The organism is Massilia antarctica (genome assembly GCF_015689335.1).
In the GTDB taxonomy this organism is placed as follows: Bacteria; Pseudomonadota; Gammaproteobacteria; order Burkholderiales; family Burkholderiaceae_D; genus Telluria_A; species Telluria_A antarctica.
On the sequence record NZ_CP065053.1, the window covers coordinates 3,534,290 to 3,555,088 of the forward strand.

The 20,799-nt window shown below is 63.6% G+C and carries 23 protein-coding genes; 8 read left to right on the forward strand and 15 right to left on the reverse strand.

Features of this window, described 5'->3' with window-relative positions; genetic code table 11:
- The first annotated feature begins 217 nt into the window (after positions 1–217).
- Complete coding sequence (locus IV454_RS32840; RefSeq protein WP_229522273.1) at positions 218–1,729, forward strand: eCIS core domain-containing protein; 1,512 nt, start codon at positions 218–220, stop codon at positions 1,727–1,729.
- Positions 1,730–1,842: 113 nt separating this feature from the next.
- On the opposite strand, the gene IV454_RS15915 is transcribed toward IV454_RS32840, so the two are convergent.
- From IV454_RS15915 to IV454_RS15985, 15 genes are all read right to left on the reverse strand, one after another.
- Complete coding sequence (locus IV454_RS15915) at positions 1,843–2,133, reverse strand: type II toxin-antitoxin system RelE/ParE family toxin (RefSeq protein ID WP_206092219.1); 291 nt, start codon at positions 2,131–2,133, stop codon at positions 1,843–1,845.
- Complete coding sequence (locus IV454_RS15920; protein ID WP_206092220.1) at positions 2,121–2,405, reverse strand: hypothetical protein; 285 nt, start codon at positions 2,403–2,405, stop codon at positions 2,121–2,123. The genes IV454_RS15915 and IV454_RS15920 overlap by 13 nt, the downstream gene beginning before the upstream one ends.
- Before the next feature lie 239 nt (positions 2,406–2,644).
- Positions 2,645–3,958 (reverse strand): tetratricopeptide repeat protein, encoded by a 1,314-nt coding sequence (locus IV454_RS15925; RefSeq protein WP_206092221.1) that lies wholly within the window; start codon positions 3,956–3,958, stop codon positions 2,645–2,647.
- Between the two features lie 172 nt (positions 3,959–4,130).
- Positions 4,131–5,237 carry an ABC transporter ATP-binding protein gene (locus IV454_RS15930; protein WP_206092222.1) on the reverse strand — a complete coding sequence of 369 codons (1,107 nt, stop codon included), beginning with the start codon at positions 5,235–5,237 and terminating at the stop codon, positions 4,131–4,133.
- A gap of 1 nt (position 5,238) precedes the next feature.
- A complete protein-coding gene (locus tag IV454_RS15935; RefSeq protein WP_206092223.1) occupies positions 5,239–6,555 on the reverse strand; it encodes an MFS transporter in 1,317 nt (438 codons plus the stop codon).
- A 31-nt stretch (positions 6,556–6,586) separates the two neighbouring features.
- Complete coding sequence (locus IV454_RS15940; protein WP_206092224.1) at positions 6,587–7,405, reverse strand: carbohydrate ABC transporter permease; 819 nt, start codon at positions 7,403–7,405, stop codon at positions 6,587–6,589.
- Positions 7,405–8,271 (reverse strand): carbohydrate ABC transporter permease, encoded by an 867-nt coding sequence (locus IV454_RS15945; protein ID WP_206092225.1) that lies wholly within the window; start codon positions 8,269–8,271, stop codon positions 7,405–7,407. The genes IV454_RS15940 and IV454_RS15945 overlap by 1 nt, the downstream gene beginning before the upstream one ends.
- Positions 8,271–9,530 (reverse strand): ABC transporter substrate-binding protein, encoded by a 1,260-nt coding sequence (locus IV454_RS15950; RefSeq protein ID WP_206092226.1) that lies wholly within the window; start codon positions 9,528–9,530, stop codon positions 8,271–8,273. The genes IV454_RS15945 and IV454_RS15950 overlap by 1 nt, the downstream gene beginning before the upstream one ends.
- A gap of 16 nt (positions 9,531–9,546) precedes the next feature.
- Positions 9,547–10,557 carry an SIS domain-containing protein gene (locus IV454_RS15955; RefSeq protein WP_206092703.1) on the reverse strand — a complete coding sequence of 337 codons (1,011 nt, stop codon included), beginning with the start codon at positions 10,555–10,557 and terminating at the stop codon, positions 9,547–9,549.
- Entirely contained in the window at positions 10,550–11,662 is a 1,113-nt protein-coding gene (nagA, locus tag IV454_RS15960) for an N-acetylglucosamine-6-phosphate deacetylase (protein WP_054266872.1), read from the reverse strand. Before nagA ends, IV454_RS15955 begins: the two co-directional genes overlap by 8 nt.
- Positions 11,659–12,393 carry a GntR family transcriptional regulator gene (locus IV454_RS15965; protein ID WP_054266873.1) on the reverse strand — a complete coding sequence of 245 codons (735 nt, stop codon included), beginning with the start codon at positions 12,391–12,393 and terminating at the stop codon, positions 11,659–11,661. Before IV454_RS15965 ends, nagA begins: the two co-directional genes overlap by 4 nt.
- 2 nt (positions 12,394–12,395) lie before the next feature.
- On the reverse strand, positions 12,396–13,268 hold the full coding sequence (locus IV454_RS15970; protein ID WP_206092227.1) for a glucosamine kinase nucleotide-binding domain-containing protein: 873 nt from the start codon (positions 13,266–13,268) through the stop codon (positions 12,396–12,398).
- 291 nt (positions 13,269–13,559) lie between these two features.
- A complete protein-coding gene (locus IV454_RS15975; protein WP_206092228.1) occupies positions 13,560–14,462 on the reverse strand; it encodes a head GIN domain-containing protein in 903 nt (300 codons plus the stop codon).
- A 225-nt stretch (positions 14,463–14,687) separates the two neighbouring features.
- Positions 14,688–14,930, reverse strand: coding sequence for a hypothetical protein (locus IV454_RS15980; protein ID WP_206092229.1), 243 nt, complete (start codon positions 14,928–14,930; stop codon positions 14,688–14,690).
- A gap of 147 nt (positions 14,931–15,077) precedes the next feature.
- Complete coding sequence (locus IV454_RS15985; RefSeq protein ID WP_206092230.1) at positions 15,078–15,326, reverse strand: hypothetical protein; 249 nt, start codon at positions 15,324–15,326, stop codon at positions 15,078–15,080.
- Positions 15,327–15,484: 158 nt separating this feature from the next.
- Between IV454_RS15985 and IV454_RS15990 the strand changes: the two genes are divergently transcribed.
- From IV454_RS15990 to IV454_RS16020, 7 genes are all read left to right on the forward strand, one after another.
- Complete coding sequence (locus tag IV454_RS15990) at positions 15,485–16,402, forward strand: LysR family transcriptional regulator (RefSeq protein WP_206092231.1); 918 nt, start codon at positions 15,485–15,487, stop codon at positions 16,400–16,402.
- A gap of 313 nt (positions 16,403–16,715) precedes the next feature.
- Complete coding sequence (locus IV454_RS15995; protein WP_206092232.1) at positions 16,716–16,901, forward strand: hypothetical protein; 186 nt, start codon at positions 16,716–16,718, stop codon at positions 16,899–16,901.
- Between the two features lie 155 nt (positions 16,902–17,056).
- Positions 17,057–17,599 carry a hypothetical protein gene (locus IV454_RS16000; RefSeq protein ID WP_229522274.1) on the forward strand — a complete coding sequence of 181 codons (543 nt, stop codon included), beginning with the start codon at positions 17,057–17,059 and terminating at the stop codon, positions 17,597–17,599.
- Positions 17,600–17,617: 18 nt separating this feature from the next.
- A complete protein-coding gene (locus tag IV454_RS16005; RefSeq protein WP_206092233.1) occupies positions 17,618–19,252 on the forward strand; it encodes an ExeA family protein in 1,635 nt (544 codons plus the stop codon).
- Between the two features lies 1 nt (position 19,253).
- Positions 19,254–19,955 carry a general secretion pathway protein GspB gene (locus IV454_RS16010; protein WP_206092234.1) on the forward strand — a complete coding sequence of 234 codons (702 nt, stop codon included), beginning with the start codon at positions 19,254–19,256 and terminating at the stop codon, positions 19,953–19,955.
- A 46-nt stretch (positions 19,956–20,001) separates the two neighbouring features.
- Positions 20,002–20,517 (forward strand): molybdopterin-guanine dinucleotide biosynthesis protein B, encoded by a 516-nt coding sequence (gene mobB / locus IV454_RS16015; RefSeq protein WP_206092235.1) that lies wholly within the window; start codon positions 20,002–20,004, stop codon positions 20,515–20,517.
- Positions 20,518–20,575: 58 nt separating this feature from the next.
- Complete coding sequence (locus tag IV454_RS16020) at positions 20,576–20,767, forward strand: YjfB family protein (RefSeq protein WP_054266885.1); 192 nt, start codon at positions 20,576–20,578, stop codon at positions 20,765–20,767.
- The last annotated feature ends 32 nt before the right edge of the window (positions 20,768–20,799 follow it).

The window sequence follows — 20,799 nt, forward strand, 5'->3', positions numbered from 1 at the left end:
TCCCGTTTTTTTTGTATGAGAGGCCGTTGTGCTTAATTTTTACCGCGCTTCATCCGAGCATCTGACTTTCTTGATTCGTTCAGCGAAGGCACGACTTGCCAGTGTCAGCTTGTGGGAAAATATTTCAGCACACATCGCATGACGTAGAGAACGGTATAAACTAAGCAATCATTTCGAGCCACGATGCTTCTTCCACTATCTTGACAAGGAATTGTTGATGAAGAGCTTGATAAGGCAAACAGCGCAGCACGGCCATGCTGGCAACTCGGCCGCGGCCCTCCATGGCCGTGGAGGCGGCGGTTCGGTCAACATCGTGGACAATCGTGCCGTCGCCGTAGCGCAGCGCCGCCTTCAAGCATGCATCGCCGACAGCTCCCGTATGCAGGAACAGCATGCGCAAATGGCACGCATGGGCGCGCCAGTCGCACAGCGCAAGAGCGACGGCGGCTTGCCCGCGCAATTGCAGTCCGGAATAGAGCACCTGTCAGGCCAGCCGATGGATGATGTGCGCGTGCACTACAACTCGAATCGCCCCGCACAGTTGCATGCCCTGGCCTACGCGCAGGGCAGCGACATCCATCTCGCTACTGGCCAGGAACGGCATCTGCCGCACGAGGCCTGGCATGTGGTCCAACAAAAACAGGGGCGGGTCAGGCCCAGCTTCCAACTGATGGGAGCGTCTGTCAATGACGACCTTAGCCTGGAACGGGAAGCGGATGTCATGGGAGCCATGGCCGCCTCCGTTGCGCTGCCGACTGTGCAGCGCCAACCGGGCGCTCTGGTGGGGCAGCAGGTCCGCATGGACGGCCAGCGCGCGCGGCTTGCGCCGATGCGCGGTAGCGCCCCGCACTCGGCGCCGCTGCAAATGATTACCGGGTGGGGCGTGCTTGGCGGCCTGGGAGCAGCGGCGGTCGGCTTGGGCCTCGGCGCCGGCGCGCTTGCCGCCACGGCCCTGGGCGTGGGCGCGGGTGCAGGCATGGCGGTGGCGGCAGGTGGCTTGGGACTGCTCGGCGCGGCCGTGGGCGGTGGTTTGCGCCGCGCGACTGCGAATACCGCGAGCGTGGCCCCGCAAACGACACCTGGACTGACGTTAGCTCAGCGCGGGGAACTGAACACACTACGCATACAACAAAACATTCAGCCGCTTGACGTGCACTGGGATGCCGCCCTCACGGACGAGGTTGCGGGACGCCGGCGCGAGCCCGACAGCTATCAGCAATGGCAGCCCGGCGCACCTGGTCCCGAGGGAGAGATCAACGATGCCGGGGGCACACCGCTGGCGCCGGGGCGCTATATTTATGTCGTTACCGTGCAAAATGAATTCCGCTATTTGCCCATGAAGGCGATGGACAAGGATCACTTCGACCAATACCGTACTCATTCTCAATTGTCAGGCAAGCAAAAGGTTTTTGCCGCGGGCGCTTTCACTGTCGATGAAACCAGCCATGTCACCTCGGTCGATAATGAATCCGGCCACTACCAACCACCTCAAATTGGTCATGCTCAATATGCGGCCGAGCTGCTCAGGGCCATGGGTTTTAAGGGCGACATGGTTGCGCGTGCTCATGACAGCAGCGGCGACCCGAAAGGGATGGCCTATGCCAAGAGCCAGGTCAAAGCCAATTTGCGCGCGTTGAAAACCTGGGTGCCCGGCACCAAGAAAGCCGGTTGGGAATTCGGTTTCCCTGATATCGATGATCCAGCCATGAAGGCCAAAATGCCATTTTAAATGTCCGCGCAGATGGGGCGCAGCCCGCCTCGCATCGGCAATACTGGGGCTACGATGGCAGGGCTTCTTCGGTTCAGTCGAAAAAAGAGAAGTGCTGCGGGTGGAGGGATTCGCTATAGCCGGAAGCCGGCTTCCCGTTGGTGCCTGATGGACAGTACTAAAACGACGTCCCCCTTGACATCGTAGTTGTATAACGCGATGTAGCCACTTTTCCCTTTCGAAATTACCAGCTCATGCAACCCCGTTTCGGCCGGCCTCCCAACGAGCGGATGACGAGCAAGGATGTTGATGGCTTCATCGATCAAGTTAAGTGTCTCGGACACGTTCAGCTTGCTCGTGACAAGGAAGTTACTGATGTGTTCCAGGTCAGCAATCGCCCGGTTCGAGTAACTTATTTTCGCCACGGCTTGGCCTCCGGCCTGGCTGCGTCACTATTGGTAAGACGCTCCCGCAAATAGGTGCGCACATCGTCAGCGTCATAACCCAATCCGCTTTCCTGCATCTCGACGAGGGCAGTTTGCGCCTGCGCAACAAACTCCGCGCGCTGCTCAGCCGCATCCGTCGCTTGGCTGATTGCCCCGACCATGAACGCATGCGTGCTGATGCCCAATTCCTCGGCTGCCGCAACCGCTCGCTCCTTAAGCTCAGCGGACAGTTTTAGTGATGTGGTGGACATGATCAAGAAACTCCATAAAGCGGGTGTTACTAGGGTAGCACTTTTCTGTCGACGGGTGAGTAAGGTGCTTCAAAGTCCTCGATAGCCGCTACTGATACCAATTTTAGAGTCCGGCATCATGCGATTAGTTCAACCCTCATTCATCCGGTTTGAATCCGGTCAATCAATGACCGCGATAACGAAAACGGGCGGGCCCGGCTTGCGCCGGAACCCGCCCGATCAGACGGCGATGCCGTGAATTACTTGGCTGCTGGCGCCGCGGCCGTTGCCGGACGCTTGAGCCACATCACCCAGTAACGCGCCAGGTCGCCGATGCCGTCGTGACCCTTGATGGTGTCGAAGGTCTTGATCGCATCATCCTTGCGGCCAGCCTTGGCGTACGCCATGCCCAGCTTGAGCTTGGCTTCTTCCGGACGCTTCAGGCCGCCCTTGGCGATGCCTTGTTCGATGCGCTCGATACCCTTGTCGAACTCGTCCATGGTCACATAGGCATAACCCAGGTTCACCAGCCCGGTGCCGTCTTTCATCTTGGCAGCGCTGGCTTCGCCGCTGGCGATGTTCTTGGCGTCGTCGGCCGCACCCTTGCTGACCCGGTCGCGCAGCGACTTGTGCTTGGCGGCGTCCGCGCCGCTACCCAGCACGTTGGCGGCGAAACCGGCGTCAACCGCCTTCTTCGCTTCGACCGGGAAGCCGGAGCGTACCGCTTCTTCGGCCATGTTGACGTAGGTTTCGGCTTCCAGCTGTTTCAGCACGGTCGATTCCAAGCGGTAGGCGTCCAGCAGCAGGCGCGAATTGAAGCTGGTCTTGCCATACATGCGGTGCAGCAGGTCGGCCCACAGATCGTCGCTCGGGTAGGCGGCAACGAGCTTCTCCAGCGCGGCCGTGTAAGCCGGCCAGTCTTTTTGCTTGCCGGTGATGGCGACCACCAGGCGCAGGTCGCCCTCGGTCGAGGCGGTGCCGGTCTTCTCGTTTTCGGCCAGCACGGCCAGCGCTTCGGTCTTGGCCGTGGCCAGGTCGTTATTCAGGTAGTAGGCACGGGCCATCGAAGGGCGCACGCGCGCCGGCGCGCCACCCTCGGCGATGTAGCGCTTCATCCATTCGATCGCCTTCGGATAGTTCTTGGCGTTGATTTGCAGATTGCCCATCGCCAGGATGAATTCCGGCTTGTCGAGCGCCGGGGTGCTTGGCGAATTGATGATCGCTTCGAGCGAGCTCGCTGTCATCGCTTCGTTGCCGCTGGCCGAACCGAGCGAGAATTTCATGCGCTCGATGACGTAGTTTTCGTACGGGGTGCGGTTGGCGTAGGCTTCGGCGGCAGTCAGTCGCTCCTGGACTTCAGCGAATTTCTTGCCGTCGATCAAGACCTTGACGGCGGCCGGGTCGAGCAGCTTGTACAGCTCCGGACGAACGGTTTCAGGTTTGGTCGGAGCGGCGCTGGTCGCAGGCGTGGCAGGGGCGGATTGCGCGCTGGCGCTGGTCATCAGGGCGGGTGCGGCGTTCAGGCCGATGGCGGCCAAGATCAGGCTGATACGAGCGAGACGAAACTGGGACATGGAAAATCCTTCAATCAAAGACATAAAGACAGCCTGACGCTATAACGCATCAGCCCGCCGAACCGTGGACACGTAGCCTACATGGGCGTCGTCCGGTTGGTGCGAATTTCGGACGAAGCGCATATTGTCACATAAACTTCATTTTTGCATCCTGATTTCCGTGCGGACCGGCTCAGGCGCGCAAAAACGCGCGTCCCCGGTCGTCGAACAGATGGCAGTGCGCGGGCGGCAAATGCACCGCGATACGCTCGCCCGCGCGCAGCATGGCACTGCCCTGCGGCTGGCGCAGCGCGATCAGGGACGCATCGCCCGCCATGCTTGCGTAGACGATGGTCTGGTCGCCCAGGTATTCCACATGGCCGACCACGGCGGCGATCGTATTGGCTTGCTGCGACCCCGCCGCCAGCACCGCCATGTGTTCGGCGCGGATGCCGAGCGTGACCTTCTGTTCGGCCATCGTGCCGCTGCCATCGGCGTCGGCATCGATCAAGCTGCCGTCGGCCAGGCGCACGCGCACGCCGATGGCGCCGATATGGGTCACCTCGGCCGGGACGAAGTTCATCTTCGGCGCGCCCAGAAAACCCGCCACGAACAGATTACCCGGATTGTTATACAGCTCGTACGGCGTGCCCACCTGCTCGATGCGTCCGCCGTTGATGACGACGATGCGCTGGCCCAGGGTCATCGCCTCGACCTGGTCGTGGGTCACGTAGATCATGGTGGTCTTGAGTTCCTTGTGCAGGCGGCTCAGTTCCACCCGCATCTGCACGCGCAGGCTGGCGTCGAGGTTCGAGAGCGGTTCGTCGAACAGGAATACCTCGGGTTTGCGCACGATGGCGCGCCCGATCGCCACGCGCTGGCGCTGGCCGCCCGACAGCTCCTTGGGCCGGCGCTGCAGCAGATGGGTGATCTGCAAAATGTCGGCGGCGCGCCCGACCTGCGCCTTGAGTTCTTCGCCCTTGTGGCCGGCCAGCTTGAGCGCGAACGCCATGTTCTCGAACACCGTCATGTGCGGATACAGCGCGTACGACTGGAACACCATGGCCAGCCCGCGCTTGGCCGGCGCGATCTCGTTGGCCAGCAGGCCGCCGATATGCAATTCGCCGCCGCTGATTTCTTCGAGTCCCGCGATCATGCGCAGCAAGGTCGATTTGCCGCAGCCGGATGGCCCCACGAAGACCACGAATTCGCCATCGGCGATCTCGAGGTCGATGCCGTGGATGATGGTCTGCCTGTCGTCGTAGCGCTTGACGACCTGCTTGAGGGTGACGGCGGCCATCTCAGCGGACCGGCAAGAGCTTGGCGGCGGCAAGTTCGGCCTGCTGGCGCTCGCTCGCGCTCATCGGAATGATCTGCGACAGAATCGCCACCGGCACGGCGGCCGCCAGCACCCACAGGAAGAAGTTGTGGTAGCCGAGCGCGATCTGGATATCGCCGCTGATCCATTTGAACAGCGAGAAGCCCAGCTGCATGATCCCGGTCGCGAACGCATAGTGCGCGGTCTGGTATTTGCCCGGCGCGACCACCTGCATCATGTACAGAATGAGGCCCACGAAACCGAAGCCGTAGCCGAACATCTCCACGCTGAGCGCCGCGCCGATCAGGGTCAGGTCGGTCGGCAGGGTAGTGGACAGGAAGTAGAACACCAGGTTGGGCAGGTTCACCGCCAGGATCAGCACCAGGATGGCGCGCTTGAGGCCGAGCCACGAAGTGAAGTAGCCGCCCGCGATGCTGCCGACGACAAAGGCGACGGTGCCCGCAGTGCCGTACACGGCGCCCACTTCGGTTGTGCTCAAGCCCAGCCCGCCCAGGTTGCGCGCCTCGCGCAGGAACAGCGGGCCAATCGTCTGCACCTGCGCTTCGCCGGCGCGGAACAGGATGATGAACAGGACCGATACCCAAATGCCGGGCTTTTTGAAAAAGTCGATGATGACTTCCTTGAGCGTGCGCGCGATTTGCTGCGCCGTGATGTCGGCGCTGGCCGGGTTTTTCGCCAGCGGCAGCGCCCAGCCGTTGTACAGGCCCAGGATGGCCATCGTCGCCGCCAGGATGCAGAACACGATGGTCCAGGCCGAAACGACGCCCATGGTCTTCTCAAAATACCCGGCCAGCAGCAGCAAGCCGCCGGACGAGATGAAGCGGCCGGCATTGAAGAAGGTCCCGGTCCAGCCGGCGTAGGCCGCCTGTTCCTTCTGCGTCAGGCTGGAGATGTACAAGCCGTCGCAGGCCACATCGTGGGTGGCCGATGAAATGGCGACCAGCGTCAGCATGACGACGCAGGCGGCGAACCAGAACGGCATGTGCAGCGCCACCGCCACCAGGCCAAGGCAGGCGCCCCCGATCAACTGGAAACTGACCACGATGATTTTTTTGCTGCTGGCCAGTTCCAGGAAAGGACTCCACAGCGGCTTGAAAATCCAGGCCGACATGATGGCGGCGGTCCAGTGGGAGATGTCGTCGTTGGCCACGCCCATGCTCTTGAACATCTGGCCGGCCACCATCGCGACCGCGAAGAAGGGCAAGCCCTGCGCCAGGTACAAGCTCGGTACCCAGGCCAGTGGGCTGCGTTCTTTTTTAGTTGTTTTAGTGAGTTCCATCGACATCCTTGGGTGGGGTTTCTTGACAGCGTTACTTGACTGCGCCGTCCATGCCGCGCATGAAGAAGCGCTGCGTGAACAGGAAGGCGGCCAGGGTGGGCAGGATCGTCAGCACGGTGCCGGCGGCGATCACGCGGGTACTGCTGCCGAAGGTGCCGCGCAAATACAGCACGCCCACCGACAGCGGAAATTCATCCGGCTTGCTCATCACGATGGATGGCCAGATGTACTCGTTCCAGGCTTCGACCGCGGTCAGGATGCCGACCGTGGCCAGCCACGGCGCGATCAGCGGCAGCATGATCTTGCTGAAGATGATCCACTCCGAGGCGCCGTCCACGCGCGCGGCGTCGATCAGGTCTTGCGGCACTTCCTCGAACGCTTGCTTGAGCAGCAGGATGGCGACTGCGGTGACCACGTTCGGCAAAATCACGCCGGTGTACGTGTCCACCAGCGACAGCTTGGTGACGGTGATGAAATTCACCAAAAAATTCACTTCCGACGGCAGCACCAGGGTGGCGAGGATCACGCCGAACACCAGTTTGCGGCCACGGAACCGCATGCGCGCCAGCGGATAGGCCGCCATCGAACACAGTGCCAGTTTCCAGAACACGGTGCACACGGCGATCAGCACCGAATTCTTGAAAAACGCGATGATGGGAATCGCGCGGAACACCTCGGCGAAGTTTTCCAGCGATGGCGCGCGCGGCCAGAAGGTGGGCGGAAAGGCGAACACATTGCCTTCCGTGGAAATCGCGGTGACCAGGGTCCACCAGAACGGGAACACGCACACCACGGCCAGCACGCACAGGATCAGGTAATGGCCGAACGTGGCCAGCGGACGCGCGCGCATCAGCGGTGTTTCGGTTTGAGGTAGCGCAGGCACACCAGCGCAATACCGATGCAGATGCTTGACACCACCAGGCTGGCGGCGAGCGCGCGCGGCAGCTTGAGGTGCTTGAGGCCCTGGTCGTAGGCGTAGTACAAGGCGGTGAAGGTCGAATTCATCGGCCCGCCCTGGGTCAGCACGTCCACTTCCTGATAGGCCTTGAGCGCGGCCAGCACCGACAGGATCGAGCATACCGCGATGGTGGGGCGCAGCATTGGCACGGTGATCTTCCAGAACTGCTGCCAGCGGTTGGCGCCATCGAGCATCGCCGCTTCCTGCATGTCGGCGGGAATAGCCTGCAGCGCGGCCAGGTACATCACCATGTACCAGCCCAGCCCGCGCCACAGGGTGACGAACATGACCGCAAACAGTGCCAGGGTGTCGTCGGTCAGCCAGCCGATGGGCGCGTTCGCCAGGCGCAGCTGCATGAAGACGTAGTTGAGCGTGCCCTGTTCGTGGAACATGAAACCCCACATGATGCCGACCACCGACACCGTCGTCACGACCGGCACGTAGAACGCGGCGCGGAACCAGCGGATGCCGGGCAGCTGGTTATTGACCAGCACCGCCAGCGCAATCGCGCCGATCTGCACGAACGGCACCATCACCAGGAACAGCAGCGAATTTTTCAGGCCCGTGACGAACATCTCGTTATCGAAAATGTAGCGAAAATTATCGAGGCCGACGAAGGACGTTGGCCGTATCAGGCTGTAATCGGTGAACGCGAGGAAGGAGCCGTAAGCTACCGGCCAGAACGAAAACACGGCCAGCAGCACCAGTGCCGGTGCCAGGAACATCCATGCCTGCAGGGTGTGGCGCCGTGTACTCATCAGTGCAGCCTCTGTTTGGACAGCTTCTTGTTCCAGATGGCGACGGCCTGGTCGAGCGCCTGCTGGACGTCCTGCTTGCCGGTGACACCAGCTTCGACCGCCTTGACCAGCGAACGCCGGAGTTCGTCGTAGTCGTCGATGCCGGCCACGTACAAGGTGTGCGAATGCGCCATCGAGCGCGCGCCTGCTTCCACGGCTTTTTCGGCTGCGCCGGCGTTGGCCGGCAGCGCCAGGAAGTAGGGATCGGCCGCCGCCCTGACTGTGGTGGGGAACACGCTGGCCTGTTTGGCAAAGGCCAGCTGGTTGGCGTCGCTGGTCAGGTACAGCGCGAATTTCCCGACCGCTGGAAGCAGCTTCGCGTCCACGCCCTTGGGTATCGAAAAGTGAATCAGCCAGCCGCCGTCGGCGATGCCGGTGGGTCCGAGCGGCGCCGGCGCCACGTTGGTGATGGCGTAGATATCCTTCGCATCGTTCTGGATGCGTTTGAGTGCCGTCGGAGGCGCCAGCAGCATGCCGAGGCGGCCGCCCTTGTAGGCGTCGACCACGGCGGGGAAATTATCTTCGGCGAACAGGCTTTCCTTGAGCAGGCCGCCGGCCTTGTAGGTGGCCGCGAGTTTCTGCACCAGCGCCACGTGCTGCGCCGAATTGAACACCGCCTTGCCATCCTTGATGACGGCCAGGCCCTGCCACATGAACAGACCGTCGATTTTCGACAGCGCCGGGGCGATGCCGGCCTTGCCGGTGCGCGCGGCGATCTGGCGCGCGAATGCAAGCTGCTCGTCGAAGCTTTGCGGGCCGCTTGTCAAGCCCGCGTCCTTGAAGATGGTCCGGTTGTAGGCGATCACGGCGACGTTGCTGTACATCGGGAAGCCGTAAGTCTTGCCCTTGAAGCGCAGGTCTTCCAGGGTGCTCGGGATGTAGCTGGCTTTGGATGCCCCGAGCAGGGCGTCGATTGGCGTGAGCAGTTCGTCGCGCGCAAATTCGTCGGCCCAGGGCACGTTCAGGTTGACCAGCGCCGGCGGCGTGCCGGCCACGATGCGCGTGACCAGCTTGGTCTGGATGACGTCCCACGGAAAATCGATCCATTCGATCTTCACGCCGGGATTTTGCGCCTCGTATTTGCGCGCCACCGATTCAAAAAAGGGCGTGAACCTGGGCTTCATGCTGAAGGTCCAGAACTCGATTTTCGTCTCGGCGGCTGCTGCGCTGGCCGCCACGCCCAGTGCCATCAATGCCGTCAGTAGTGTCTTGATCTTCATCGATGGCGGGCGTGGGTCAGTTGGTCTTGGTGACTTTGCTGAGATGGCGCGGGCGGTCCGGGTCCATGCCGCGCGCTTTCGACAGGTGTGCCGCCATCACATAAAAGGCTTGCACGGCGACGATCGGGTCCAGATCCGGCGTGGCGGCGGTCGGCAGGGTCAGGTCGCGTTCGGGCACATCGCTTGGCGCGGCCAGCAGCACGCGCGCGCCACGGGTGCGCATCTCGGCCGCCAGTGCAATCAGGCCGGCCTGGGTCGGCCCGCGCGTGGCGAAAATCAGCAGCGGATAGCCGTCCTCGATCAAGGCCATCGGTCCGTGCTTGATCTCGGCGCCGCTGAACGCTTCCGCCTGCAGGGCCGAGGTTTCCTTGAACTTGAGCGCCGCTTCGAGCGCGATCGGAAAACTGATGCCGCGTCCGACCACCATGATGTTGCGGGCCGGCGTGAGCACCTCCAGTGCCGGCGACCAGTCCACCTGGGCGGCGCTGCGCAGCGCCTCCGGCAGGGCGGCCAGGCCCTCGGTCAGTTCCGGGTCGTTCTGCCACTGCGCCACAAGGCGCGCACCGGCCACCAGGCTGGTGATGAAGCTCTTGGTGGCGGCCACGCTCTGCTCCTTACCTGCGCGCAGCGGCATTGCCCATTCGGCGGCGTGGGCCAGGGGCGAGTCGATATCGTTGACCAGCGCGATGGTGGTGGCGCCGCCGTCGCGGAAATAGCGGATTGGTTCGACCACGTCCGGGCTCTGGCCCGATTGCGAAATGGCGATGGTGAGCGTGTCGCGCGTGACCAGCGGCGACTTGTACAAGGTCACCAGCGACATCGGCAAGGATGCGACGATGCGCCCCATGCGCGCCATGATCAGGTAGGCGCAGTAATTGGCGGCGTGGTCGGAACTGCCGCGCGCCACCGTCAGCGCGGTGTTGAAGGTGGTGGTCCTCAGCTTGCGGCCCAGTTCCGCGTAGCGTTCGACGTCGTTTTCCAGTTGCAGGGCGACGCAGTCGGCGGCGGACAGGGCTTCTTTAAGCATCAGTGAGGTCACACTTTTCTCCTTCGATATAGACAGCTTTGATTTTCAGGTCGCGGTCCAGGACCACCATGTCGGCAAAGGCGCCCGGCGCCAGGCGTCCGCGTTCGGTTTCGCCGAGGTAGTCGGCGGCGTAGGTCGAGACCCGGTGCGAGGCATCTTCCAGGGTCAGCCCCAGGCTCACCAGGTTGCGCAGCGCCTGGTCCATGGTCAGGGTGCTGCCGGCCAGGGTGCCGTCGGGCAGGCGCACGCCGCCCATGCATTTCTGTACGCTGTGGCGGCCAAGCTTGTAGTCGCCGTCGGGCATGCCGGTGGCGGCGGTGGAATCGGTGACGCAGTACAGATGCGGAATCGAACGCAGCGCCACCTTGATCGCGCCCGGGTGCACGTGCAGCAGGTCGGGAATCAGTTCGGCGTACTGCGCATGTGCCAGCGCCGCGCCGACCATGCCCGGCTCGCGGTGATGCAGGCCGCTCATTGCGTTGAACAGGTGCGTGAAACCGGCCGCGCCGTGTTCCAGCGCCGCCACGCCATCTTCGTAAGAGCCGAGCGTATGCCCGATCTGCACGCGGATGCCGGCGTTACTCAGTTCGCGCACCAGATTCAGGTGGCCGGCGATTTCCGGGGCCACGGTAATGAGGCGCATCGGCGCGTAGGTGCCCAGCTGCTGTACTTCGGCCAGGGTGGCGGCGCGCGCGTAGTTCGGCTGCGCTCCCAGCTTGCCGGAGTTGATGTACGGTCCTTCCAGGTGCACGCCGAGGATGCGCGCGGCGCCCGGCCGCCGGTCGCCACAGGCCGCGCCGATGGCCTTGAGGGCGCGCGTGATCTCGTGCGGCGGCGCAGTCATGGTGGTGGCCAGCAGGCAGGTGGTGCCGTGCTTCGCATGCATGGCGGCGATCACATGGGGCGCGTCGCCGGCTTCCATGATGTCCTTGCCGCCGCCGCCGTGCACATGCAGGTCGATGAAGCCGGGGATGATGTAGTCGTCGCCGTTGACGGAAGGGTCGACCGCGCCGCCACTGATGCCGGTCACGCGCTCGCCGAAGCTGATCGCACCATTGATCCAGCCGCTGGTGGTCAGGATATTGCCATTGATTGCATCGCTCATCGGCGCGACTCCGCTACGAATTCATAATAATCACTGCGGCAGAACGAGTGGGTCAGTTCCACCGCCGCGCCGCTGTCCAGGTAACTCACACGGGTAATGTGCAGCATCGCCGCGCCCGGGGCCAGGCCGGCCAGGCGTGCCTGCTCCGCGTTGGCGTTGACGGCGCGGATGTGTTGCAGCGCGCGCATCGGAATGGCGCCGCGCGCCTCAAGATAGCCGTACAGCGAATCGGTCACGCCGTGCGGGTCAGGCATGTGGATGGCCGGGATGGTGGTCGTTTCGATCGCCATCACCACGTCGTCGGCGGTGCGCAGGCGGCGCAGGCGCGCCACCGGCATGTTGGGCGACAGGCCGAGCGAGAGCAGTTCCAGCGGGGCCGCCACGCCGATTTCGCGTTCCAGCCAGCGCGAGCCGGCCGTGAAGCCGCGCTGGCTCAGTTCTTCCGAAAAGCTGGTCAGGCGCGAGAGCGGCTGTTCCAGTTTCGGCGTGATGTAGGTGCCGGAACCGCGCCGGCGCGTCAGCATGCCGCGATCGCACAGCATGTCGATGGCCTTGCGCGCGGTGACGCGCGAGATGTCGAGCATGTCGGAGAGCATGCGCTCGGACGGCAGCGCTTCGTTGGCACGCCAGTCGCCGCTGGTGATGCCGGCCGATAGCTTGTTCGCCAGTTGCATGTAGAGCGGGGTGACGCTGTCGGCGTCGGGCTTGAAATCGCTAAGCTGCGCAAGCATGGTTAGTGTCCTCTCACGTGGAGTTCGATCATGCGCAGCGCGCCGCTGGCGGAGTCGCCCAGGGGAGCGACGCTGCGTGCCAGCAGGTCTGGCGGCAGGTAGGCGCGCAACGGCACGCCAAGGCCGCCGCACAGGGCCAGCGGCAGTCGGGCGGATGGGTCGAGCGCGTGCGCCATCAATGCCACTTCGCTTCCGGCGTCGGCCAGGATGGCGCGCGCGGTGTCGTTGGAATCGGCATGGGCCAGCACCAGCGGGGCGAGCGAGGCAAAGGCGGTCTGGGTGGCGCGGCCGATCCAGACCTGGATCGCATTGCGTTCGCCGCCGCAGGCGTCGATCACGGCTTGCGCGAAGGCGCTGTGCGGCGCGCGGCCGTCGATGACTTTTTCAATATGGGCGATGGCGCGCAGGCCGATCCAGCCGCCGCCGGCTTCGTCGCCGGTCGGGAAGCCCCAGCCGCCCACTTCGCGCTGGCTGCCGTCGGCCAGCAAAGCCTGGCCCACGCTGCCGGTGCCGATGGCGACGATGGTGCCCGGCTTGCCGCCGTGCGCGCCCATCAAGGTGGTAAAGCCGTCGTTCTCGAGGCGCATGGCGCCGAAACCGGGATCGGCGGCGACGAATTGTTCGGCCCACTGCGGATTGTGCACGCCGGCCAGGCCCAGGCCGATGGCGATGCCGGCGTTGGCTGGCTGCGCAATGCCAGCGGCGCCGAAGGCCGAGGCGATCGCTTCGGCGACCGAGTTCCATGCCTGTGCGATGCCGAGCGACAGGCCGGACGGTCCGCCCTGGCCGGATGCCAACCCGCTCCCGTCGGCGCGCGCCAGGCGTACCCTGGTGCCGGTTCCACCGCCATCGACGCCGATGAGATATTCGATCATGTGTGTTGTTGTCCGGGTTCTGAAGTGGGAAGGTGTGGGCACTATATGATCGCCTAACCACCTTGTCAACAGGTATTTAAGTGGTATTGTAAAATACCGAATTGGCATTAATGGACGCACGTCGAAAATCGTGGCAAGCCGTTGTTTTACAAGGGATTTTAAATTAAGTGGAATGGTATTGATGCGGTTGTGGATTAGTGCCAATTTGGTATGGCCGCGCAAGCGTGCGGAGGTAAACGCAAGGTGGGCACCATTGGTGCCCACTGCGCTGCAAAACCAGTCCGGCGGCGTTCAGTCGCGGGTTGTGCTGGCACCCTTGCGGTCATAGTGCATCAGTTGCGCGGCGGCGGTGGCGGTCGGTTTGACCCGCACTTCGGCGCTGCCCGAGCCGCGCACGGTCACCGTGGCCTGTTGCGCCACCAGGTTCTCGCCCTCGACGCTGCCCGAGCCGTTCAGGTCCGCGCTCAAGCTGCCGACCGTGCCGTCGATCCCGATTTCGCCCGACCCGGTGACCACCAGGCGCGCCTGGTCGGCGCGCAGCTGCCTGACCGTCAGCTCGCCCGAGCCGTGCACCTCGCCCGAGAACTGGCCGCCGCCGCCGGGAACGCAGGCTTCGCCCGAGCCGCGCAGCACGGCGCTGCTGCGTTCGACGGCCAGGTCGCAGGCGTCCAAGTCGCCCGAGCCGTGCGCGTCGACCTGCAAGGTGCGCGCGGCGCCCGCCAGCTTGACGTCGCCGGAGCCTTTCATCGTCAGTTGCAGCTTGCCGGTTTTAAGCTGGTAGGCCTCCACGTCGCCCGAGCCGCTCAGCTTCAGCGCGAACTGATCGGCGTCGACCTGGCTCAGGGACACGTCGGCGCTGCCCGCATTGGCCAGGCTGCGCAGGCCCGGCGCGGCGATGGTGATGGTGGTGCGTTCGTCGGCGCCGAAGCTGATGTGGATGCCGCCGCGCGAACGCGGGCGCACGATCAGGGTGTCGCCCTGGACGATGGTTTCGATCCGCTCCAGTTCCTTGCGTTGGCCCGACAGTTCGAGCGCTTGCGTGCCCTGGCCCGTGATCACCACTTTATAGGGGCCGGACAGTTCGATCGCATGGAAGGGGGCGACCTTGCGCACGTCGGACGTGGCCTGGGCATGGCTGGCTGCGGCGGCGCAGAGCAGGGTGGCGAAGGTGGCTTGCTTGAGGTAGGTCGTCATGGCGTGTCTGCCGCTGGGCGGCGTTGAGTTCGGAGCATGAACAATACGGCGGGGTGCGCTGGTACGCGAGCGAAAATCGACAGATGGTCGAATCGGCGGCGTGAACGGTCGGGAGGCGGGGGCAGAACGAGGGGTGAAGCAAGGAGGTCGGAAAACCCGAGGAAATGTCGGGTTTTCCGGTTTGAACTGTGCTGCGGGCGAACGGTCCGGGGCGGACCGGCGCGATTAGTTCTTGTACTGTTCCAGCTGGATGGCGAATGCGGTTTTGTAGTTCTTGACGAATTCGACGGCTTCGGCGCTGACATCGGCGCGGCTGCGGGTGGTCGACTGGCTGATGGTCACGGCTGGCACGCTCAGGCTCGATGCGGCGGCAGACACGGCGGTGCTGGCGGCAGGGGTGTCGGCGGCAAAGGCGGAACCGGTCAGGACCAGGGCTGCTACGGCGATAAACAATTTCGATGCGTTCATAATATTTCTCCAGTATGAGGTCAACGTCGCGATTGTCTGCGGCGGTAAGAGCGGTGCTCTTTGATTAAGGTCAGTGTATTACGTCTGATTAATTCGAAAAAGGCCGAATGGCGCAATGCACAATTGCGGAATTCGCAATAATCAAGCTTAGTTTTTGGACATGTCCAACTGATTGGACAAGGTCGGACGCGCGGTTTTCGCCGCTTCCAGCGCCTCGGCGCGCACTTCAGCGCGGGTACGGGTCGATGGGGCGTGGAGTTCCGGCACGTTCAGGCGGGTGGCGGTGATGCTGCTCGCGGCTGCGCTGACACTGGCGCTGGCCACAGTTGCGTCGGCGGCGACAGCGGAACCAGCAAGGAACACGGCAACAGCAGCAATGAAAGACAATGATTTCATGGTGTTTCTCCAGTAATTGGTGAACGTCGCTCGGTTGCGGCGCCGACGAGTTGCCTGTTTGCGTTTGCTCGTCCATGTGAAGCAGTCTATACGTTGCGCTATCCGCAAAAAAGGCGAATAATCGCAATGCAATGTTGCGCTAACAGGGATAATCGACGATGGACAGGCTTCAATCGATGCGGGTGTTTGCCAAGGTCGTCGAGCAGGGCAGCTTTGCCCGCGCGGCGACGGCGATGGATATGTCGAACACCGTGGTCACGCGCAATATCGCCGACCTCGAAGCCCATCTGGGCACGCGTTTGCTCAACCGCACCACGCGCAAGCTTTCGCTCACCGAAACCGGCAAGCAATACCTGGAGCGGGTGCGCCAGATCCTGACCGATATCGACGATGCCGACGCCATCGCGTCTTCCTCGGCGCGCAAGGCCAGCGGCACCTTGCGCATTTACTGCCATCCCGGCTTCGGCCAGTACCAGCTCGCCAAGCTGCTGCCGCTGTACGCGGCGACCGTGCCCGACGTGGTGCTCGACGTGACCATGGCTGACCATGCGGTCGATATCGTCGAGGAAGGTTTCGACGTCGGTATTTTCATGGGCTTGCAAAAATTCGATGCCAGCCTGATCGCGCGCCGCCTGGCCACCTCGAATGTGGTGCTGTGCGCCTCGCCCGACTACATCGCCCGGCGCGGCGAACCGCTCACGCCGGTCGACGTGTCCTCGCACGATTGCCTCAATTTCGCCTTCGAGCAATTGCGCCATAGCTGGCCTGTGACGTGGGAAAACAAGCAGGTCGACGTGCCGATCACCGCGCGCATGGTGTCGAATAATATTTCGGTGCTGCGCCAGGCGGCCATCGCCGGCATGGGCATCATGGTGCGCTCCTCGGTCTCGCTCGACGATGACTTCAGCAGCGGGCGCCTGGTGCAGCTGCTCAAGGGCCACCACTTGGGCCAGATGTCGCTCTCGCTGGTCTATCCGAGCCGGCGCCTGCTGTCGTACAAGGTGCGCAGTTTCGTCGACTTCATGACGGCCCGGTTTCCGCGTCCGGAAAGCGATCCCTGGCTGGCGCATGTCTGAGCACGGTGAGTCGTTTCTTTCTTGCCACACCCGCTGATATTTTGTTCATGTCATGCCAATGTCATGTGCTATATTTCTAATCGGAATTTAGTGATTCCAGATTGGCATGTGTAATATGCTTTCTGGCAAATTTTACAAAAACAAGATGTTGGACGGGTACTAGCTGCCCACCTCGAAAGCCCGCTCCGTGCGGGCTTTTTTTCGGCCGCAAACTTTGCCCCGGTAGCGAAATCGCGCCGGGCAGTGTCATAATGTGACGATGTGAGAACAACCGAGGTTTATTCGCTCCGCTCACGGAACAAAAGGAGGAATAATGATCCGCTATATGGGCACGCGACAGAACGACGACGGTGCCATCGTATATGTGTTTATTATCAACGGTTTGCAGAAGGAAATTCGCGAGAACGCGCTCAAGCAGTATCCCGGCTGTTACGAGCTGCTGCCCGCTGCTACCAAGCAAAAAATCGCTGCGAACCGCAATTGGCTGTCCAAGCTATAGAATCGTTATCAGGAGATTGCAATGAGTAAAGCGCAAGACAGTAAAAAGGAATCGAAAAAAGAGCCGGCCAAGTCCGTGAAAGAGAAAAAAGAACAGAAGAAGGTCAAAAAGGAAGAGCGCGCGCGTCAATAAGCACGCGGGCCAAGGGAGCGCGCATGCGGCAGGCGTCGGGTTCGGAACAGGTTTCCCCGGTGGCAGGACGCTTGCGCATCCTGCTGGCGCGAAACTGCGCGCGGGCCTTCCCGGCCTTCCTTGCGCTGCTGGCCGCTCCCGCCAGCGCCGTGGCCGCACCGTCGACCTTCGGCCCCGTCATCGGCAGCGCCATCCTGTGCCGCAGCCAGCTCGACAATGCCTACTTCCACGACTATCTGGTGAGCGCCTTCGGCCCATCGTACAAGCACGAGGGCGGCGCCTACTGGTTCAAGGCCGACGCCACCTTGTGGGGCGCGAACGTGACCGACATCATGATCAGCGACGATACCAGCGAACTGGTCTTCGTTGCCGCCGTGGCCGACACCACACCCGACAAGCTCGAAGAATCGATCCGCAGCGCCGTTGGCGTGCGCCATCTGTCGATGGACAACTCGCGCTATCCGGTGCGCGCGTCCAATCCCGGCAGCAAGATCGTCTACTTCAAGACCAAGTCCAAGATTTACTGCGCCAAATACAAGCCGCTACCCGTCGGCCGCCAGCGGTGATGCACTTCCAGGGAATCCATGTATAAGCAATTCTTCAGCCTGAAGCAATCACCGTTCTCGATCGCCCCCGACCCGCGCTACCTGTACATGAGCGAACGCCACCGCGAAGCACTGGCGCACCTGCTGTATGGCGTCGGCAGCGGCGGCGGATTCGTGCTGCTGACCGGCGAAATCGGCGCCGGCAAGACCACCGTGTGCCGCTGCTTCATCGAGCAGATCCCGGCCGATTGCCGCCTGGCTTACATCTTCAATCCCAAGCTGTCGGTGGAAGAACTGCTGCTGTCGATCTGCGACGAATTCCGCATTGACCTGCCGCCTGCGCCGGCCGGGGCGGTCAGCGTCAAGAGCTATGTCGACGCCATCAACCGCTACCTGCTGGCCAGCCACGCCCAGGGCAAGAACAATGTGCTGATCATCGACGAGGCCCAGAACCTGTCGGCCGATGTGCTTGAACAGCTGCGCCTGCTGACCAATCTGGAAACGAGCGAGCGCAAGCTGCTGCAGATTATCCTGATCGGCCAGCCGGAGCTGCGCGCGATGCTGGCGCGGCCCGAACTCGAACAGCTGGCCCAGCGCGTGATCGCGCGCTATCACCTCGATTCGCTGACGGAAGCGGAAACCGCCAGCTACATCGCGCACCGGCTGGCGGTGGCCGGCGGCGGTTCCTCGCGGCCATTCCCGCGCGCGGTGATGCCGCAGGTGTTCCAGCTGTCCCAGGGCGTGCCGCGCCGCATCAACCTGCTGTGCGACCGCGCGCTGCTGGGCGCCTACGTCGAAAACAGCCGCGAAGTGACACGCGCTATCCTGCGCCGCGCCGGCAGCGAAGTGTTTTCCGGCGGCGCCAAGGCGCCCGCGCCGAAAAAGCGCTGGCCGGTCATCGCGGCCGGGGTGCTGGCCGGGGCCGTGATCAGCGCGGCCGCAGCGTGGCAGATGCGCCCGTCCGTGCCGGCGGGAGCACAAGCCGCCGCCCCCGCCGCCGTGGCGGCCACGGTGCTGGCCGCCGCGCCGCAATCGCGCCCGGTGCAGGCGACACCCGCGCCACGGGTAGCCGTCACGCCGCTGGTGCACACAAGCGAGCTGCAGGCGCTGCGCGCCCTGGCGGCCCTGTGGGGCCTGGCGCTGCCGGTTGGCGCCACCTGCGACGATGCCTTGAAACTGAACCTGCGCTGCCATCAGGGCAAGGGCGGGCTGTACGAACTGCGCCTGCTGGACCGTCCGGCCATCCTCACCCTGCGCGACGGCGCCCAGGTGAGCTATGCGCTGCTGACCGGCATGGACGATACCCACGCGCGCCTGAGCGTCGATGGCAAGGAGCAGAAGATCGACATCGGCGCGCTCGCCACGCGTTCCGACGGCAGCTTCGTGACCCTGTGGGTGATGCCGCGCTATTACCGCGACCAGGTCAGCACCGGCGAGCAGGGCGCCGATGTCGACTGGATCGCCTCGCGCCTGGCCAAGATCAACGGGCTGGCGCCGCCGCCGGCGGACCGGCCGCTGAGCGGCCAGACGGTTCAATTGCTGCGCACCTTCCAGACCCGGCAGAATCTCAAGGCGGACGGCGTGGCCGGTCCGCGCACCTACATGCGCCTGAACCAGCTGACCGGCGTGGCCGAGCCGCGCCTGCTCGCCGCCGGCGCCACGGGGAAATCATAAGATGTCGTATATTCTCGAAGCACTCAAAAAAGCCCAGGCCGAGCGCCAGCTTGGCAGCGCGCCCACCATCCACGCGGTGCCGGTGCATGCCGGCGAGCCGGAACGTGAGGGCGCCGGCACCAGGCCGCTGGTGATCGGACTGGCGCTGCTGGCCCTGGGCGGCGCCGGTGCCGCCGTGCTGGCATGGCGTCATCAGGTCACGCCGGCGCCCGTGGTGCAGGCCGCCGCGCCGGTGACTGCCATTCCTGCGCCCGCGCCGGTTCTCGCGCCGGCTCCGGCTCCAGCCCCCACGCCGGCGCCCGAAGCGCTTCCCATGCCCGTGGCGGAAGCGCCGCCGCGCACGCCTGAACCGGTCAAGGTCGTGGTGGCTGAGGTCGCCAAGCCCGAGCGGGTCCGGAAGGCAGAACCGGTCAAGCCCGCGGCGCTGAAAACGGAGGTCGCCAAGGCAGACCCGGCGCCTGCCGCGCCGGAAGAAAAGCTGCGCACCCTGCGCGAGTTGCCCGAAGCGCTGCAGCACGAAATTCCATCGATCAGCGTCGGCGGCTACATCTACTCGAAGAATCCGGCCGACCGGCTCCTGCTCATCGATAAGGTACTGCGCCGCGAAGGCGAGGAAGTGGCGCCCGGCCTGGTGCTTGAAAAGTTGCTGCCCAAGGCGGCCGTCATGAAATACAAGGGCGAGCGCTACCGCCACCCGTATTGATGCCTTTGTATAATGGCGGACTTACTTAACGGCGGAAAGGCCGCGCATGCACAATTTACTGGGTGTGATCGGCTGGTCGGGCAGCGGCAAGACGACCTTGCTTGAAGTGCTGGTCGGCGCGCTGGCGGCCGACGGCTTGCGCATCAATGTCGTCAAGCATAGCCACCACGACGTGATGCTCGAACCGCCCCACAAGGACAGCGCGCGCCTGCGCGCGGCCGGGGCGGCGCAGGTGATGATCGCCTCGCCGTTCCGGGTGGCCGTGATCCGCGAACTGCGCGGCGCAGCGGAACCGACCCTGGCCGAGCAGTTGGCGGTACTGGGGCCGGCCGACCTGACCCTGGTCGAAGGCTACAAATGGGAAGCCATTCCCAAGCTGGAAGTGCAGCGGCCCTCGCTCGGCCATCCGGCCCTGTATCCGAACGATCCGCATATTGTCGCCGTGGCATCGGATGCGCCGCGCCCCGATGATCTGCCGGACAACGTCGCCTGGCTCGACCTGAACGCCCCGGCGGCGGTGCTGGCCTGGCTCAAGGCAAGAATTAATTCGCCACAAGCCTAAAGTCCGGGCCAGGGCTGCCGTTACCATCCGTGATAGCCATTAAAACGGGAGAACTCTCATGGATGTTTCAGGAATCGCCTCACTGGCAACCAGCATGGCCGAAACGGGCATCAAGCAGGAAGTCGGTTACGCCGTCTTGAAGAAAGCGCAACAGATGGAAGGCCAGGTCGCCGCCCAGCTGATCGACGCGCTGCCGACGCCCCAGCGCTTGCCGTCGAACCTCGGCAATACGATCAATACGACTGCCTGAGTGCCGCGCCCGTGAGGGCCGGTGCCTGGGAA

Coding starts and splice junctions, on each gene's coding strand:
- IV454_RS32840 (WP_229522273.1), top strand. CDS start 218: ATGAAGAGCTTGATAAGGCAAACAGCGCAGCACGGCCATGCTGGCAAC.
- IV454_RS15920 (WP_206092220.1), bottom strand. CDS start 2,405: ATGTCCACCACATCACTAAAACTGTCCGCTGAGCTTAAGGAGCGAGCG.
- IV454_RS15925 (WP_206092221.1), bottom strand. CDS start 3,958: ATGTCCCAGTTTCGTCTCGCTCGTATCAGCCTGATCTTGGCCGCCATC.
- IV454_RS15930 (WP_206092222.1), bottom strand. CDS start 5,237: ATGGCCGCCGTCACCCTCAAGCAGGTCGTCAAGCGCTACGACGACAGG.
- IV454_RS15935 (WP_206092223.1), bottom strand. CDS start 6,555: ATGGAACTCACTAAAACAACTAAAAAAGAACGCAGCCCACTGGCCTGG.
- IV454_RS15940 (WP_206092224.1), bottom strand. CDS start 7,405: ATGCGCGCGCGTCCGCTGGCCACGTTCGGCCATTACCTGATCCTGTGC.
- IV454_RS15945 (WP_206092225.1), bottom strand. CDS start 8,271: ATGAGTACACGGCGCCACACCCTGCAGGCATGGATGTTCCTGGCACCG.
- IV454_RS15950 (WP_206092226.1), bottom strand. CDS start 9,530: ATGAAGATCAAGACACTACTGACGGCATTGATGGCACTGGGCGTGGCG.
- IV454_RS15955 (WP_206092703.1), bottom strand. CDS start 10,557: ATGCTTAAAGAAGCCCTGTCCGCCGCCGACTGCGTCGCCCTGCAACTG.
- nagA (WP_054266872.1), bottom strand. CDS start 11,662: ATGAGCGATGCAATCAATGGCAATATCCTGACCACCAGCGGCTGGATC.
- IV454_RS15965 (WP_054266873.1), bottom strand. CDS start 12,393: ATGCTTGCGCAGCTTAGCGATTTCAAGCCCGACGCCGACAGCGTCACC.
- IV454_RS15970 (WP_206092227.1), bottom strand. CDS start 13,268: ATGATCGAATATCTCATCGGCGTCGATGGCGGTGGAACCGGCACCAGG.
- IV454_RS15975 (WP_206092228.1), bottom strand. CDS start 14,462: ATGACGACCTACCTCAAGCAAGCCACCTTCGCCACCCTGCTCTGCGCC.
- IV454_RS15980 (WP_206092229.1), bottom strand. CDS start 14,930: ATGAACGCATCGAAATTGTTTATCGCCGTAGCAGCCCTGGTCCTGACC.
- IV454_RS15985 (WP_206092230.1), bottom strand. CDS start 15,326: ATGAAATCATTGTCTTTCATTGCTGCTGTTGCCGTGTTCCTTGCTGGT.
- IV454_RS15990 (WP_206092231.1), top strand. CDS start 15,485: ATGGACAGGCTTCAATCGATGCGGGTGTTTGCCAAGGTCGTCGAGCAG.
- IV454_RS15995 (WP_206092232.1), top strand. CDS start 16,716: ATGATCCGCTATATGGGCACGCGACAGAACGACGACGGTGCCATCGTA.
- IV454_RS16000 (WP_229522274.1), top strand. CDS start 17,057: ATGCGGCAGGCGTCGGGTTCGGAACAGGTTTCCCCGGTGGCAGGACGC.
- IV454_RS16005 (WP_206092233.1), top strand. CDS start 17,618: ATGTATAAGCAATTCTTCAGCCTGAAGCAATCACCGTTCTCGATCGCC.
- IV454_RS16010 (WP_206092234.1), top strand. CDS start 19,254: ATGTCGTATATTCTCGAAGCACTCAAAAAAGCCCAGGCCGAGCGCCAG.
- mobB (WP_206092235.1), top strand. CDS start 20,002: ATGCACAATTTACTGGGTGTGATCGGCTGGTCGGGCAGCGGCAAGACG.
- IV454_RS16020 (WP_054266885.1), top strand. CDS start 20,576: ATGGATGTTTCAGGAATCGCCTCACTGGCAACCAGCATGGCCGAAACG.